Origin of the sequence: Bradyrhizobium sp. CCBAU 11386, assembly GCF_028128955.1 — a bacterium.
GTDB lineage: Bacteria > Pseudomonadota > Alphaproteobacteria > Rhizobiales > Xanthobacteraceae > Bradyrhizobium.
Genome location: NZ_LBKA01000230.1, coordinates 63132 through 78339, shown reverse-complemented (window position 1 = coordinate 78339; position 15208 = coordinate 63132). Strand labels below are relative to the sequence as shown.

Below are 15208 nucleotides of genomic sequence, written 5' to 3'. Positions count from 1 at the left end.
GGACGCGAGCCGCGCTTCGAGGGTCCAGTCGATCGCAGCGATGTCGTCGGCGGAGGCATCGCCCCGCTCCGCACGGCGAAGCAGCGCCAGCGCTTCCCGCACGCCGAACAGATCGGCCACGGTGGCACCCGCGAGCAGCTGAACGTCCTGGCGCAGCAGGCCGATGGTCCCGTTGGTGAGAATGCGCCCGGACTGGGGAACATGTTCCCGGCAGATCGAGGCCAGCAGCGTGGTTTTCCCGACGCCGTTGCGCCCGACGAGACCGGTTCGCTCAGCCGCGAATGTCAGATCGAGATTAGAAAAAAGAGAACGGCCGTCAGGCGTGGACAGCGACAGGTTCGACAGGATGATGGAAGCAGGCATGGAATTCCCCGTGAGCAAGGCGGATCGGCGTTGCGGTCGGGGTAAAATCCATGGCTGCGAATGTCCTGATTGAGATGCCTCTAATTAGTCCGGCAGACGCGCAAGATCAAGCCAAGGGGACCACAGCGCGTCGCGCGCTGACGTCCCCCATCGGCAGATGCCGTCAGCCCTTGAGCGCGGTGACCACGACCTCGATCAGCGCGCTGCCGCCGAGATCGGCAACGCCGACGGTGGCACGGGTCGGCAGGTTGTCGCCGAAGAACTCGGTCCAGGCCGCGTCCATCTCCTTCTTCTTGGAGAGATCGGTGACGAAGATCGAGGCGCTGACGACGCGGCTCTTGTCGGTGCCAGCCTCTTTCAGATAGCCGGCGATCTTGCCGAGGATGTTGCGGGTCTGATCGCCCATGGAGACCGAGGTGTCGTCGGCAATGGTGCCGCCGAGAAAGACGAAGCCGTTGGCCTCGACGGCGCGGTGCATGATCGGCGTGCGGATGCTGCGGGTGATGCTCATGATGTCCTCTTGTTGCTAGAGCGTGGAAGGGTGGAAGCGGTCGATGCCGAGATCACCGATGCGGGTCTGGGTGCCGCCGTTGACGATCAGCTCCGCCATCACGGCGCCGGCGCCGGGGCCGAGCTGAAAGCCGTGCAGCGAGAAGCCGAACTGGTGGTAGAGGCCCTTGTGCCGCGAACTCGGCCCGAACACGGGGATGTCGTCCTTCATCTTGGCCTCGATGCCGGCCCAGGCACGAACGATCGTCGCGCTGCGCATCACCGGGAACAGCTCGAACACGGTACGCGCGCTGATCGCGAGGCTCTTCCAGTCCAGCACCGTCTCGTTGCGGTCCTGATAGGGCGTCGCCAGATGCCCGCCGCCGATCAGCACGGTGCCGTTCTTGAATTGCTTGAAGGAGAGCTTGCGGCCGCGCAGGATCACGACGGGATCGATGAAGTGCGGCACGCGCGAGGTGATCATCAGCATCGGCGCCACGGTTTCGACCGGCACCGGCTCGCCGAGCGCAGCAGCAATCTTCCCGGCCCAGGCGCCGGCAGCGTTGACGAGCACCGGTGCGGCATAGGTGTCGGATCCCACATCGACATACCAGAGGCCGTCGCTGTAGCGGATGTTGCTGGCCGCCACGCCCTCGCGCACGGTCGCGCCGAGCTGTTCGGCCTTGCGCCGGAACGCGGTCGTGGTTTGCGCCGGATTGGCCGCCCCGTCGCGGCGCGAGACCACGCCGCCGGGACAGGTGTCGGCCACCGCGGGCACCAGCCGCCGCAGCTCAGTGGCGTCGATCAGCTCCTCATGGGTGAAGCCGAGCGCATTGAGTTCGGCGACGCGCGCGCGGCAGACGGCGAGCTCGTCCTCGTTTTCCGCGACCAGCACCTGGCCGTGGCTCTCGAAACTGCAATCATCGTCGAGAAGATCGGTGATCTTCTCCCAGATTCCCATAGAGCGGATCGAGAGCGGGATTTCGGGGACGTGCCGCGCAAGCTGGCGCACGCCGCCGGCATTGACGCCGGAAGCATGCCGGCCGGCATAGTCCTTCTCGATCAGCACCGGCTTCAGGCCGGCAAGGCACAGATGCAGCGTGGTCGAGCATCCGTGGATGCCGCCGCCGACGACGATCGCATCCACGTTTTCAGTCATCCGCGCACCACCGCCTTGACGTCGTCTTCGCTCTTCGGCACGGCGGCGAGCTCAGCGAGCGTGATCGGCTTCACCGGCGCGCGCAGCCGGTAATAGCCGATCTCCTGCGGGGTCTTAGCCCGCGCCTGCGCCATCAGCTCGGTGACCGTGAGGCCGCAGAGCCGGCCCTGGCACGGGCCCATGCCGGTGCGGCGATAGGCCTTGAGCTGGTTCGGCCCGGTCGCGCCGATCGCGACGGAGTCGAGAACGTCCTTTGCCGTCACCTCTTCGCAGCGACAGACGATGGTGTCGCCCGAAGGAATCCGGAACTGCGGCCCCGGGCGAAACAGCGTGTCGAGGAAGACGCGGCCGCGTTCGGCCTTGGCAAGATCGGCGCGGAGCGTCGCCATTGCCGGGAGCTTCGCGGCAACCGCGGGCGCCAACGCCTCCACCGCCGCGCGCGCCGCAATGCGACCACGGACCACGGCGGCATTGGCACCGCCGATGCCGGCGCCGTCGCCGGCAATCGCAATGCCAGCGACCGACGATGAACCGTTCGCATCGAGCACCGGCGACCAGCACAATTGCAGCTCGTCCCAGCGATGCTCGACACCGGCCGCCATCGCCAGATTGACGTTGGGCACGACGCCTTGATGCAACAGCAGGAGATCGGCGGGAAGCGTCTCGCGCTTGCCGCCGGCGACATAGCTCACATTCGCAAGCTGGCCGTCACCCGACGCAGAGAGCTCGGTGACGCCGGAGACGACCTGCACCTTCGCCTTCACCTCGCGCATCATCGACAGGCCCTTGGCGAAATAGGGCGAGGTCAGAAAGGCGAAGGCATGCGGGAGCGCGGCGAAATAATTGCCGCGCGCGGTGGTGTCGAGGATGCGGTCGATGCGGCCGCCAAGCCGCAAAATCTGCGCGGCAAGCAGCCAGAGCAAGGGCCCCTGCCCCGCGATCACCGTGCGGCCATCGGGCACCAGCGCCGACGATTTCAGCATGGTCTGCGCAGCGCCGGCGGTCATCACGCCCGGCAGCGTCCAACCCGGAATCGGAAACGGCCGCTCCAGCGCGCCGGTCGCAAGGATCACACGCTTTGCCTTGACGAAGGCCGAGGCGCCGCCGATGGAGACGGCGATGTCGAGGTTGCGATCGAGGCTCCAGACCGTGGCACGCTGGATGACTTCGGCATTGCTCGCACGCAGCGACTGCACGAGATCGGCGCCGACCCAGTAGTCGGCACCGAGCTGGTTGCGTTCAGTCACCGGCGTCGAAGCGATGGCGCGAAACACCTGGCCGCCCGGGCCGATATTCTCGTCGAGCAGCAGCGTGGACAGGCCGGCTTCGGCGGATGTCGCAGCGGCGGCGAGGCCGGCGGGCCCCGCGCCAATCACCACCACATCGTATTCTTCGCGCTTGGGAGCCACAGTCATCTTCCGATCTCCCGCTTGCCCTTCTGGATCTCGATCTCCATGCCCTCGGCGACGGGTACGAGGCAGCCCTGGCGATTGCCGACGCCGTCGATGGTGACGAGGCAGTCGAAGCACACGCCCATCATGCAATAGGGCAGACGTGACGCGCCGCTCACCGCGGTGGAACGCCGTGCATCCTGGCCGGAGGCCAGCAGCGCTGCGGAGACGGTGTCGCCCTGACGCGCCGCGACGGCAACGCCGTCGACGAAGATCTGGACCTGCGGTCGTTTGTCCTGTTCGGATCGCCTGAACATGGGGATGCCTCTTGGCTCCTTCCTGAGAATCTCTAATAGCCGCTGTTGTTCGCAGCACCGGCGGCGCCAAATCGACTCGCCGAGAACGCGCCGACCAGCTCCGGCTCGAGCGCGCCAGCTGCGACCATGCGCGCGATCTCGAAGGCGTGGTTGGAGGCGAGCGTCACGCCGGAATGGCAGCAGGCGACGAAGGCGCCGGGATGGGTCTTCGACTGGTCGTAGATCGGAAAGCCGTCCTGCGGCATGACGCGGATGCCGGCCCAGCTTCGGACCACGTTCAGCCGCGAAAGATGCGGGAACATGCGCTGCGCGCGATCGGCCATCACGCCGCTGATCGAATGCTTCAACGCGCGATCGTCCAGCTCGTCCTCCTTGCTGTCGCCGATCATCACCGTCCCCTCGTCGGTCTGGCGGATCGTGGTCAGCGGATGCGGCAGGAACGGCATGGTGCGCTCGGTCACCACGATCTGGCCGCGGGTCGGGCCCATCGGCGCATAGAGGCCGACCATCGGCGCCAGCGTCTGGTTGGCATTGCCCGCGGCAAGCACGATTTTGGCGGCACGCAACTCGCCCTTCGGCGTCGTCAGGCGGAATTCGCCGCCGCTCTTGCTGATCGCCGAAACCGGTTGCTCCGGAAGATAATCGATGCCGAACGCCCTGAAGCCGGTGTGGAAGGCGCGGAACGTGCGCAGCGAATTGACGTGGCCGTCGAGCGGACAATAGCTGCCGCCGGAAACCTCCGGCCCGATCAGCGGCAGCGCCTTCTTCACCTCGGACGCCGGCAGCATCTCCATCTTGTAGTCGGCAGCGCCGACCTGGTTGTGCATGCGCTTGACGAGCTCGGTGCGCTGGCCGAATTCGTCCTCGCCGAGGGTGAGATGAAAGCCGCCATTTTGTTGAAGCGAGACATCGAGGCCAGTCTGCTGCTTCAGCTCCGAAGCGAGCCGGCCCCATGCCTGTGACGCCTGCACGGTCCACACCGTATAGGCCGGCATGCCCAGGCCCTTGCTCTGCACCCAGACCAGCGCAAAGTTCGCGCGTGAGGCGCGCTTGGTGATGTCGCCTTCGTCGAGCACGGCAACCGTCTTGCCGAGCCGGCCGAGGCCCCAGGCAATGGCGGAGCCGAGCAACCCGCCGCCGACGACGGCGACGTCGTATTCTCCTGACATGAGTTCTCCTATCGTCCCGTATCGCCCTTGCCGGCGAGCACACGGTCGAGCCCGTAGAAGCGGTCGAGCACAATGAGGGCGGTCATGGTGATCGCGATCACGCAGGCCGAGACCGACGTCACCAGCGGATCGATGTTGTCCTGGATATAAAGGAACATGCGCACCGGCAACGTTTCGGTGCCGGGTGCCGCGAGGAAGACGGTCATGGTCAGATCGTCGAAGGACTGGATGAAGGCGAGCGCCCAGCCGCTGATGACGCCGGGCAGGATCAGCGGCAAGGTCACGCGCCGGAACAGCGTCCAGCCACCGGCGCCGAGCGAGACCGCCGCCATCTCGACCGAGAGGTCCATGCCGGTCGCCGCCGCCAGCGTCAGCCGCAGCGCGAACGGAAACACGATGATGACATGCGCGATGATCAGCGCCGCAAAGCTGCCGCCGAGGCCAGCGGAGGTAAAGAAGCGCAGGAAGGCGATGCCGAGCACGACATGCGGGATCATCAGCGGCGACAGGAAGAGGGCTGCGAGCGCATCACGGCCGCGGAAACGATAGCGCGCGATCGCGAGCGCCGCGGGCACCGCGAACAACAGCGCCACCAAGGACGACAGCGCGCCAAGCCCGAGGCTGACCCAGAAGGCGTGGATGAATTCAGGATAGTTCGCGATGGTCCTGAACCAGCGCAGCGAGAAGCCGTTGGTCGGCAGCGACAGGAAGCCTTCGGGTGTGAAGGCGACGAGGCAGACCACCAGGATCGGCGCCACCATGACGATGACGAAGACAGTGTGGAAGATCAGCGCCAGCGGGCCGTTCCGTCTCATCGGAACACCTCCGCATAGCGCCGCTCGATCAGCGCATTGCTACCGACCACGATCAAGACCAGCGCGACCAGCAGCAGCGTGGCGACCGCCGCACCGAGCGGCCAGTTCAGCGTGTTCAGGAACTCGTCATAGGCCAGCGTCGCCGCGACCTTGAGCCGGCGGCCGCCGATGATCGCGGGCGTCGCAAAGGCGCTGGCCGAGAGCGAGAACACGATGATCGCGCCCGACAGCACGCCCGGCATGATCTGCGGCATGATGATGCGGCGAATAGTTGTGATCGGGCCCGCGCCAAGCGACATCGCGGCGTTCTCGATCTGCGGATCGAGCCGCTGAAGCGCGGCCCACACCGACAGCACCATGAACGGCATCATCACATGCGCGAGCGCGATGACCATGCCGGTCTCGGTGAACATGAAGGGAATCGGTGCACGGATCAGCCCGGCGGACATCAGGAGCTTGTTGACGAGCCCGTTGTTGCCGCCGAACAGCAGCGCCCAGCCGAGCGTCCGCGCCACCACCGAGATCAGCAGCGGTCCGAGGATGACGAGCAGGAAGAAGCTCTTCCAGCGCCCGCTCATGCGGTTGAGGATGTAGGCCTCGGGCGCGCCCAACAATGCGGTGAGCAGCGTCGTCAGGATCGCGATGCGAAACGTCCGCCAGAACATTTCGGCGTAATAGGGATCGGTCGCGATCTCGTGCCAGTTCTTCAGGATGAAGACGGGCTCGATGCCCTTGTACTGGCCCCAATCGTGGAACGACAGCATCACCGTCATCGCGAGCGGGATCAGCAGCACGCCGACGAACAGCATCAGGGCGGGCGCGGAGAGTACCCATGGCGCGCGTGCGATGCGCGCATCGGCGGCCCCCGGCGGAGCCGTGTCCGCGACCGCGCTCATGCGGCAGCTCCGCGCACGCTCATGTCCTCCGGCCGCCAGGCGAGACGAACGGCCTCGCCTTCGGTCGGCTGTGCCTTGCCGTCATTCTGACGGATCACGATTGCAGGGCCGCATTCGCTGTCGCACTGGAACAGCCAGTGATTGCCCTGGAAGATGCGCGTGACGATCTTTGCGCTGAGGCCCGCATCGCCAAAGCCGATTCTTTCAGGGCGAATACTGACGGTGACGGGGCCGCTGAGGCCCGCCGGCGCCGGCGCGCTCCAGGAGCCGGCCACGAGCTTCGCGGGCGTCGCGGTCCGATCGATGGTCGCTGCAAAGTCATTCGTCTTGCCGAGGAATTGCGAGACGAAGGCCGAGGCCGGCCGCTCATAGGTCTCCTGCGGCGTGCCGATCTGCTCGATCTTGCCCTGGCTCATCACCACGATGCGATCGGACAGCGACATCGCCTCGTTCTGGTCGTGGGTGACCAGGATGGTGGTGGTGCCGATGGTGCGCTGGATCTGGCGCAGCTCGATCTGCATCTCCTCGCGCAGTTTTGCATCGAGATTGGACAGCGGCTCATCGAGCAGCAGCACGCTCGGCTTGATCACCAGCGCACGCGCCAGCGCCACACGCTGTTGCTGGCCGCCGGACATGCGGCGCGGATGGCGATCCTCGTAGCCGGCAAGGCCGACCATCGCGAGCGCGGCACGGACGCGCTCGGCCCTTTCAGCGCGCGGCACCTTGCGCATCTCGAGGCCGAAGGCGACGTTCTCAGCCGCGGTCATATGCGGAAACAGCGCGTAGCTCTGGAACACGATGCCGAGGCCGCGCTTGGCCGGATGGATCGCGGTCAGATCCTTGCCCTCGAGCCGGATCGCGCCGCGCGTGGGATCGAGGAAGCCCGCGATCATCTGGAGGGTCGTGGTCTTGCCGCAGCCGGACGGGCCGAGGAAGGAGATGAATTCCCCCTTCCCCACCGACAGGCTGAAGTCGTCGACCACAGTCTGCACTCCGAACTGCTTGGCGACCCGATCGAGCTCGAGATAGGCCATGGCGCTGTCTCCGCTGCGAACGATCAGCGTTCGACCTCGCGATTCCAGCGCTTGGTCCACTCCTCGCGCTTCTCGTTGATGACCGTCCAGTCCGGATTATAGAGCTTTGCCGCGCGCTCGCCGATCGGCGCCATCTTGCCGAGCTCCGGCGGGATCACCAGCGATTTCAGCACCGGGCCATAGCCGTAATCCTTGAGCATCACGAGCTGGATCTTGGGATCGAGCAGCATCTTGACGAAGCTGCCCGCGAGCGGCGAGGCGTTCGGCTTGGTGATCGGGCAGGCGGTCGTCAGCAGCGTCGCCGCGCCTTCCTTCGGATAGACGAACTCGACGGGGAAGCCGGTGTTGGCGAAGCTCTGCACGCGGCCGGTGCCCCACACCGCGATCACGGCCTGACCGGACTGGAACAGCTCGGTCATCTTGCCCGGCGACGGCTCGTAGGCGAGCACGTTCGGATTGATCTGCTCCTTGAAGATCTTGAAGCCGGAATCGACGTTGGATTCGCCGCCGCCGTTCATCTTCGACAGCATCACCAGCGCTTCGAGGCCGTAGGTGTTGTTGATCGGCGGGATCACGAGCTGCTTGGCGTATTTCGTGTCCTTCAGGTCGTTCCACGAGGTCGGCGGCGCCCAGCCTTTCTCGGCAAACACCTTGGTGTTGTACATCAGGCCGGTCGCGACGATGCCGATCGCGACCGCGCGATCGTCCTTGAAGCGGGCGGTGTCGTAGAGATCGGCCGGCAGTCCGTCGAGCTTGCCGCAGAAGCCGAGCTGGATCGTCTGGTACATCGGGCCGTCATCGACGATGGCGACGTCGATCTGCTGGTTGCCCTTCTGCGCCTGGAGCTTGGCCAGCGTGTCGGTGGAGTTGCCGGCGACGTATTCGACCTTGACGCCGTTCTCCTTCTCGAAGGCCGGGATCACCTCGTCGCGGATGGTCTTCTCGAACGAGCCGCCGTAGCCGGCGACATAGAGCGTTTTCTGCTGGGCCGAGGCGGCCGAAGAGGCGGCAACGAGCGCCGCGATGCTGACCGCTGTCAGAAGGCGAAGAGTCTTCATGTGGACCGATCTCCAATACCGGAATGAGGTGACGTGCCGACGTGTCTCGCGGACTGAAGCGCTTCCGCATTTCCTTCCGCGCAAACCCGTCTCCGATCAGGGCTCCGGCCCCTGCTCGGCGGGTTTTGGCGCGATCTGGAGGTTTGAACCCCTCCAATCTGCCGAAAAAGCGGGCTGTCTCCAGCTCTGATGAAAAAGATCGCAGACCTATACTTCCATCGTCCAATGAATAATGGCACCCTCTGCATGCCGAAATGTTATGATTGGAAGTTGGGATGGCGCGGATCAATTCGCGGCAGGTGGAGGCCTTCCGGGCGACGATGCTGACCGGCAGCGTCACCGAGGCGGCGAAGCTGATGGTGGTGACGCAGCCGGCGGTCAGCCGGTTGCTGCGCGACTTCCAGGCGCTGTTGAAGATGGAGCTGTTCGAGCGGCGCGGCACCGGCCTCGTGCCGACCGCCGCGGCGATGGCGCTCTATACCGAAGTGGAGCGCTCCTTCGTCGGCCTCGAACGTATCACTGCCGCGGCCGAGGAAATCCGCGGCCGCCGCACCGGATCGCTGCGGATCGCCGCACTGCCGGCGCTGTCGAACGGCTATCTGCCGCGGCTGGCCGGGCATTTCCTGAAGGAGCGTCCCAACCTCAACCTCGCCTTCTTCGGCGTGATCTCGCCGATCGTGGTCGACTGGGTGCTGAACAACCAATGCGACATCGGCTTTGCCGAGGTGCCGATCGCCCATTCCGGCCTGCCGAGCCTGCGGCTGCCGGCGCTGGCGCGCGTCGCGGTGCTGCCGACCGGTCATCGCCTCGCAGAGAAGGAAGTCTTGGAGCCGCGCGATTTCGAGGGCGAGACGTTCATCTCGCTGTCGGCGGGATCGTCGAGCCGGCATCTCGTCGACCAGGTGTTCCATCGCCACGATGTCCGCCGCGTGCTCCGGGTCGAGACCACGCTGTCTGAGATCATGTGCGGCATGGTGTCGTCAGGCCTTGGCGTCGCCATCTGCGATCCCTTCACCGCGCAGGAATTTTCCACCCGCGGCGTCGTCGTGCGCCGCTTCCTGCCGCGCATCGACTTCGAATTCTCGGCAGTCTTTCCGGCCCAGCGCAGCCCCTCGCCGGTGGCGCTGGATCTGGTCGAGACCATGCGCAAGTCGCTCGCGGAGTTCGAGGATTAGATCGGCGCTCAGCCGTTGAACGCGGCCTGCGCCTCCGGCAGGTCCCAGATCTTGCCGATCGCGGCGGTGCCGGCCGCGGTGATCGCGGCCTCGTCAGCGCCGAGATAGCGGCCGGCATCGACCAGCACGCGGCCGTCGACCATGACCTGGTCGATATTGGCGCGGTTGGCGAGCGCGATCAGCGCGCGGCGCGGGTCGAACAGCGGCTGGAGATGCGGATGGGTGAGATCGACCACGGTGAGGTCGGCGGTCGCGCCCGGCTCGATCCGGCCGAGGTCCGGCCGCTTGATGACGTCGGCGGCCACCGCCGTGTTCGCCTCGATCAGTTCCGGTGAATTGGCGACATCGGCGCGCTGGGACGTGATCTTGGAGATCAGCGAGGCGGCATTGAGCTCGCCGAGCAGATCCATGTTGTAGCCGTCGGTGCCGACCACGGTGCGCACGCCGTGCTCCGCGAACCGGCTGAACGCCGCGGTGACGCCGGCGCGCGCGAACACGCGCGGGCAATTCAGAACGGTCATGCCGCGCGCAGCCATCAGCTTGAGGTCGTCGTCGGTGCTGAACATGCAATGCGCCGCCATGAGATCGGGCGCGAGCAGACCCAGCCAGTCCAGATATTGCGCCGGCGTGCGGCCGCCATAGCGTTTGCCGATGGTCTCGACCTCGGCGCGGCTCTGCGCCATATGCGTCGTGATGGGAACGCCGAGCTCGCGCGCCCGCGCCGCGCAGGCCTTGAGCAGATCGGGGCCGCAGGTGTCGGTGGCGTGCGGACTCATCGCAAGGCTGATGCGGCCGTCGCCGCGATTGTTCCAGCGCTGATAGAGCGCGTCCCACGTCGCCATGTCGGCGGTGCCGTCATCACCGGAATATTGGACCACGCCATCCGGACCCGCCTTGGCGTCGGAGGTGGAGAAGAGGTATGGCGCGCCGTAGAAGCGGATGCCCATCTCTTCCGCCGCGTCGAACATCTCGGGGATCGAGTTGCGGAACGGCTCCATCACCGTGGTGGCGCCGCCCTTGAGGAGCTGGAGGATGCCGAGCCGGGCGACTGCCATGCGCTCCTCCACCGACAGGATATCGGCGCCGCGCTTGGTCAGTGGCAGCAGCACCGTATAGACGATGCTCTGATTGTTCTTGCGGCCGTTGCCGTCCTCGCTGTGGCTGCGCGCCACCGCTTCGGAGAAGCAGTGATTGTGCAGGTTCAAAAGGCCCGGCAGCACGAAGCGGCCGGGACGGTCGTAAGTTTGATCCGCGCTCGGCTTGTCGCGTGTGATTGCGGCGATCCTCTTGCCTTCGACCAGGACCCAATGGTCGCGCAGCACGTCCTGCGCGCCGTCTTTCCGTGACAGCACATAGCTGCCGAAGATTGCGATCGTGCTCATGCGGGGCGTACGTTCCAGAAGACGGCGGTGCCGTCGAGAATGCCGGTGATGGCCTTGCGATAGGCGGTCGGCTGCTTGTACAGGCCGATCGGAATATAGGGGATTTCCTCGAACGCGACCGCCTGGATCTGGCGGCAGATGCGCTGCTGCTCGGCAAGCTCGGAGGCCGCCAGCCACTGGCTGCGCAAGGCCCCCATCTTCTCGCTCGCATACCAGCCGGCGACCTTGCCTTCGCCGCGGATGTTGGTGTTACCGGCCGGATTGAGCCAGTCGATGCCCTGCCAATTGCCGACCGCTGCGCTCCAGCCGCCCTGCCCGATCGGATCCTTCTTCAGCTGGCGCTGCAACACCACGGCGAAATCGAGCCCGGCATATTCGACGTTCATGCCGGCCTTGCGCAAACTGTCGACCGCGATCTCGCCGAGCGGCTTCTGCGCCAGCGAGTTGGTGGGCACGAGCAGCACGATCTTCTCGCCATTGTACCCGGCCGCTTTCAGGTCAGCCTTCACCTTGGCGTAGTCGCGCGGGCCGCGGAACACGTCGAGACCGACCTCGCTCGCCATCGGCGTTCCCGGCGCGAAGTAGCCGATCGGCGACACCTGGAAGGCCGGATCGGTGCCGGCAACCGCGGTCATGAAGGCGGACTGGTCGATCGCACCCAGCAGCGCGCGGCGGATCGCGGGATTGTCGAACGGCGGCTGGAGATGATTGAGGCGCAGCATGCAGGCGTAGCCGCGGGGGTCGAGAATGCGCGTGTCGATGTCGCCGGCGGCCTTGATCACCGGCAACAGATCGTGCGGCGTGGTTTCCTGCCAGTCCTGCTCGCCGGTCTGGAGCGCGGCGACGCCGGTGCCGGCATCGGGCGTGGTGGTCCAGACCACGCGGTCGTAATGCACGATCTTCGGTCCCGCCGTCCAATCCGGCTTGCCGTCGGTGCGCGGCTGGTAGCGCTCGAACTTGGCGTAGGCGTTGCGCGCGCCCTGCACGCGCTCGTCGGCGAGATAGCGGAACGGGCCACTGCCGATGACTTCGGTCAGCGGCTTGAACGGATCCTGGCTCGCCAGCCGCTCCGGCATCATGAAGCACGCATTGATCGCGGCTTTGCCGAGCGCCTGCGGCAGCAGCGGGAACGGACGCTTGAGACGAAAGCGGATGGTGCGGTCGTCGGCAGCCGAGAGCTCGTCGGTCGCCTCCATCAGTTCGCCGCCAAAGCCGTCGCGCGCCGCCCAGCGGCGGATGCTCGCAACGCAGTCGCGGGCGAGCACGCGTTCGCCGTCATGCCAGAACAGGCCGTCACGCAAGCTGAGATCCCATTGCAGCCCGTCACCGGAGATGACATGGCCCGACAGCATCTGCGGCGAGACCTGGAGAGAGGAGCTCATGCCATAGAGCGTGTCGTAGACCATGAAGCCATGGTTTCGCGACACCTGTGCCGTCGAATAGATGGGATCGACAAAAGCGAGATCGATGACGGGAATGAAGCGCAGCGTGCTCTGGGATTCAGCACGTACGATGCCCGGCAGCGAAAGTGCCGGCATTGCTGCGGCGGCCTTGAGGAGCGAGCGGCGGGAAATGGGCATTACAAGAGGCTCCTGACGGATCTTACGTATTCAACAAGACCGCACCGATCGCGGCGGCGACCGCCTGCTGCGCCGGTTCGACCACGGGCACACCAATTGCCTCGGCAATCGCCGCGCGATGCGAGGCCATGCCGGCGCAGCCCATCACCACGACGTCGGCGCGGCACTGCGTGACCAGCGCGCGGCCCGCTTCGATCAAGCGTCCGCGAATGTCGGCGCCTGCCGTCTCCGCCGCGCTCGCGCCGACCGACCAGCTTCCGGCATAGCGGCTGTCGACGCCCATCACCCGCGCCATGCGTTGCTGGCGGCGGATGCTCGACGGCGACAGCGCGATGACGCCAAAACGCTCGCCGAGCATCAGCGCGCGAAAGATGCCGCATTCGGCGATGCCCAGCACCGGACGGCTGCCCGCCGCCTCGCGCACCGCGTGCAGGCCGGGATCACTGAAGCACGCGAGCACGAAGGCATCCGCATCGTCGCGCGTGACGCGATTGACCAGCGGCATGACCACGCTGTCGGCATCGCGCTGCGAGCTGATGCCGGGCGGCCCCTCGGCAAGGCCGACCACCTCGATATCAGGCCCGCCGGAGATGCGCAGCGGCGCGACCGCGTCGTCGATCGCCGCCGTCACCGACGCCGAGGAGTTGGGGTTGATGACGAGGATGCGGCGGCGGGTCATGGCTTGGCTCAACGGTTGCCGGCCTCGTGGCGCAGGAAGTTGGCCGCGATCTTCTCGCCGGTGGTGATCCAGACGTCCGGGCAGGATTTTGCGTAAGTCAGGAACTCGCGCAGCAGGCGCAGCCGCATCGGACGGCCGCTGCATTGCGGATGCAACACCGTCGTCACCATCGCGCCCCAGTCGCGCACTTCGTCCAGCTCGTCCTTCCAAAGCGAGAGCACATGCTCCCTAGGAAAGATCGAGCGCGGGCTGAAGCGCGCGGAGAGGCCGTGCATCCAGTCGTCATAGCTCGCGGTGACCGGCAGCTCGATGGTGCCGGGCTTGCCGTCGGCGAGACGATGGCGGTAGGGCCTGACGTCGTCGCGGAACGAGGAGGTGTAGACGATGCCGTGCCGCACCAGCGCGACGCGCAGCTCCTCGGTGAATTCGCCATAGGGCGCACGATAGCCGGTCGGCTTGACGCCGAGGCGGCGCTTCAGCGCCTCGAAACCGCGCTCCAGCTCCTCCTCGATCCAGGGATCGCCGGGATCTGGCAAGAGATGATGATAGCCATGATGGCCGATCTCGTGGCCGGCCCTAAGGATGGATTCGGCCATTGCCGGATGCGCATCGACCGACCACCCTGTCACGAAGAAGGTCGCCTTGAGATCGAGCTGGTCGAGCAGCTCCAGAAGTTTCGGCGTGCCGACGCGGGCCTCGTAGCCGCCATAGCTCATGGTGATGAGCCGCTGCGCGTGCACGGCGTCCTTGCTGGTCCAGGCGCTCTCCGCGTCCACGTCGAACGACAGGAACATCGCCGAATTGTACGGCTTGGGCCAGGGATAGTCCGGTGCGGGATCGGCGGTGTTGGCCGGAACGAGCGGAATGCTCTTGAGTGCCTTACTGTCCAGCATTGATGGTCGCCTTCTCTAATCCGTTGTCGTTCAGTTTCCACTTGGCAAGCAGGGTACGATACGTGCCGTCGGCGATCAGCGCATCGACGGCCTCGAGAATGGCCTGCTGAAGTGCCTTTTCCTTGACCGGCAGGGCGATGCCCGTGAACTGCGTAGCGAACGGATCGCCGACCGGCGTATAGGTGCCCGGCTCGAGGTCCATCAGGTAGGGCAGCGTCTCGTTGCCCTGCACGGCGGCGTCGATACGGCCCTGCCTGAGCTGTGTGCGCGCATCTGCCGAGCCGTCGGTGCCGACGAACTGGATCGGATTGCTGCCGCAGTTCTTCTGGCTCCACTTGTCGATCTCGGCCGGAAACATGGTCCGGCGGCTGGCGCCGACCTTCTTGCCGCATAGCGCAGCCATGTCCTTGAACTCGGACGCGCGGGACTGCTGTACGAAGAATTTTGGACCGCTGCGCAAATAATCGACGAAGGACGCGATCTCATGCCGGCTCGCATAGTCGGTGAAGCCGGACAAGATGGCATCCACCCGCCCGGTCGCGATCGACGGCATGAATTCGGCGAAGCTGGTCTCGGTCCATTCGATCTTGACGCCGAGCTTGCGGCCGATCGCCTCGCCGAGCTCGATGTCGAAGCCGGACAGCGCATTGTTGGCGGGATCGCGGAACTCCATCGGCGGATAGTTCGGCACCAGCGCCACCTTGAGGCTGCCGCGCTTGGCGATCTCCGCCGGCAGCTCGATCGCCATCACCGATGCGCTCATGGCGCCCAAGAACGCCGCCGCAACCAAAAGCCTCTTCATCACCAC

Annotated in this window: 16 protein-coding genes; 1 reads left to right on the top strand and 15 read right to left on the bottom strand. The window is 65.9% G+C overall.

Features of this window, described 5'->3' with window-relative positions; genetic code table 11:
* The 10 genes from XI09_RS22420 to XI09_RS22375 all read right to left on the bottom strand — a co-directional run.
* Positions 1-363: ATP-binding cassette domain-containing protein (locus XI09_RS22420; protein ID WP_271568780.1), on the bottom strand; the 363-nt coding region annotated here is incomplete at its 3' end.
* A gap of 163 nt (positions 364-526) precedes the next feature.
* Complete coding sequence (locus tag XI09_RS22415; RefSeq protein ID WP_027545617.1) at positions 527-874, bottom strand: RidA family protein; 348 nt, start codon at positions 872-874, stop codon at positions 527-529.
* A gap of 15 nt (positions 875-889) precedes the next feature.
* The gene (locus tag XI09_RS22410; protein WP_271568779.1) at positions 890-2011 is read right to left on the bottom strand and encodes an NAD(P)/FAD-dependent oxidoreductase; all 1122 of its coding nucleotides are present in this window, start codon (positions 2009-2011) and stop codon (positions 890-892) included.
* On the bottom strand, positions 2008-3426 hold the full coding sequence (locus XI09_RS22405) for an FAD/NAD(P)-dependent oxidoreductase (RefSeq protein ID WP_271568778.1): 1419 nt from the start codon (positions 3424-3426) through the stop codon (positions 2008-2010). Before XI09_RS22405 ends, XI09_RS22410 begins: the two co-directional genes overlap by 4 nt.
* Entirely contained in the window at positions 3423-3719 is a 297-nt protein-coding gene (locus XI09_RS22400) for a (2Fe-2S)-binding protein (RefSeq protein WP_271568777.1), read from the bottom strand. The genes XI09_RS22405 and XI09_RS22400 overlap by 4 nt, the downstream gene beginning before the upstream one ends.
* Before the next feature lie 32 nt (positions 3720-3751).
* A complete protein-coding gene (locus XI09_RS22395; protein WP_271568776.1) occupies positions 3752-4888 on the bottom strand; it encodes an NAD(P)/FAD-dependent oxidoreductase in 1137 nt (378 codons plus the stop codon).
* An 8-nt stretch (positions 4889-4896) separates the two neighbouring features.
* Positions 4897-5703 (bottom strand): ABC transporter permease, encoded by an 807-nt coding sequence (locus XI09_RS22390; RefSeq protein ID WP_271568775.1) that lies wholly within the window; start codon positions 5701-5703, stop codon positions 4897-4899.
* Positions 5700-6599, bottom strand: coding sequence for an ABC transporter permease (locus tag XI09_RS22385; protein ID WP_011089930.1), 900 nt, complete (start codon positions 6597-6599; stop codon positions 5700-5702). Before XI09_RS22385 ends, XI09_RS22390 begins: the two co-directional genes overlap by 4 nt.
* Positions 6596-7633, bottom strand: coding sequence for an ABC transporter ATP-binding protein (locus tag XI09_RS22380; RefSeq protein ID WP_271568774.1), 1038 nt, complete (start codon positions 7631-7633; stop codon positions 6596-6598). The genes XI09_RS22385 and XI09_RS22380 overlap by 4 nt, the downstream gene beginning before the upstream one ends.
* A gap of 23 nt (positions 7634-7656) precedes the next feature.
* Positions 7657-8691 (bottom strand): ABC transporter substrate-binding protein, encoded by a 1035-nt coding sequence (locus tag XI09_RS22375; protein ID WP_271568773.1) that lies wholly within the window; start codon positions 8689-8691, stop codon positions 7657-7659.
* A 275-nt stretch (positions 8692-8966) separates the two neighbouring features.
* On the opposite strand from XI09_RS22375, the gene XI09_RS22370 reads away from it, so the two are divergent.
* Entirely contained in the window at positions 8967-9866 is a 900-nt protein-coding gene (locus tag XI09_RS22370) for a LysR substrate-binding domain-containing protein (RefSeq protein ID WP_271568772.1), read from the top strand.
* A gap of 8 nt (positions 9867-9874) precedes the next feature.
* Here the strand turns inward: XI09_RS22370 and XI09_RS22365 are convergent, their stop codons facing one another.
* The 5 genes from XI09_RS22365 to XI09_RS22345 are packed head-to-tail and all read right to left on the bottom strand — an operon-like array spanning position 9875 to position 15202.
* Positions 9875-11248, bottom strand: a complete 1374-nt coding sequence (locus tag XI09_RS22365; RefSeq protein ID WP_271568771.1) for an amidohydrolase family protein — start codon at positions 11246-11248, stop codon at positions 9875-9877.
* On the bottom strand, positions 11245-12828 hold the full coding sequence (locus tag XI09_RS22360; protein ID WP_271568770.1) for an ABC transporter substrate-binding protein: 1584 nt from the start codon (positions 12826-12828) through the stop codon (positions 11245-11247). The genes XI09_RS22365 and XI09_RS22360 overlap by 4 nt, the downstream gene beginning before the upstream one ends.
* A gap of 22 nt (positions 12829-12850) precedes the next feature.
* A complete protein-coding gene (locus XI09_RS22355; protein ID WP_271568769.1) occupies positions 12851-13507 on the bottom strand; it encodes an aspartate/glutamate racemase family protein in 657 nt (218 codons plus the stop codon).
* An 8-nt stretch (positions 13508-13515) separates the two neighbouring features.
* The gene (locus XI09_RS22350; RefSeq protein WP_271568768.1) at positions 13516-14400 is read right to left on the bottom strand and encodes a polysaccharide deacetylase family protein; all 885 of its coding nucleotides are present in this window, start codon (positions 14398-14400) and stop codon (positions 13516-13518) included.
* Entirely contained in the window at positions 14387-15202 is an 816-nt protein-coding gene (locus XI09_RS22345) for an ABC transporter substrate-binding protein (RefSeq protein ID WP_271568767.1), read from the bottom strand. Before XI09_RS22345 ends, XI09_RS22350 begins: the two co-directional genes overlap by 14 nt.
* Positions 15203-15208 lie beyond the last annotated feature (6 nt).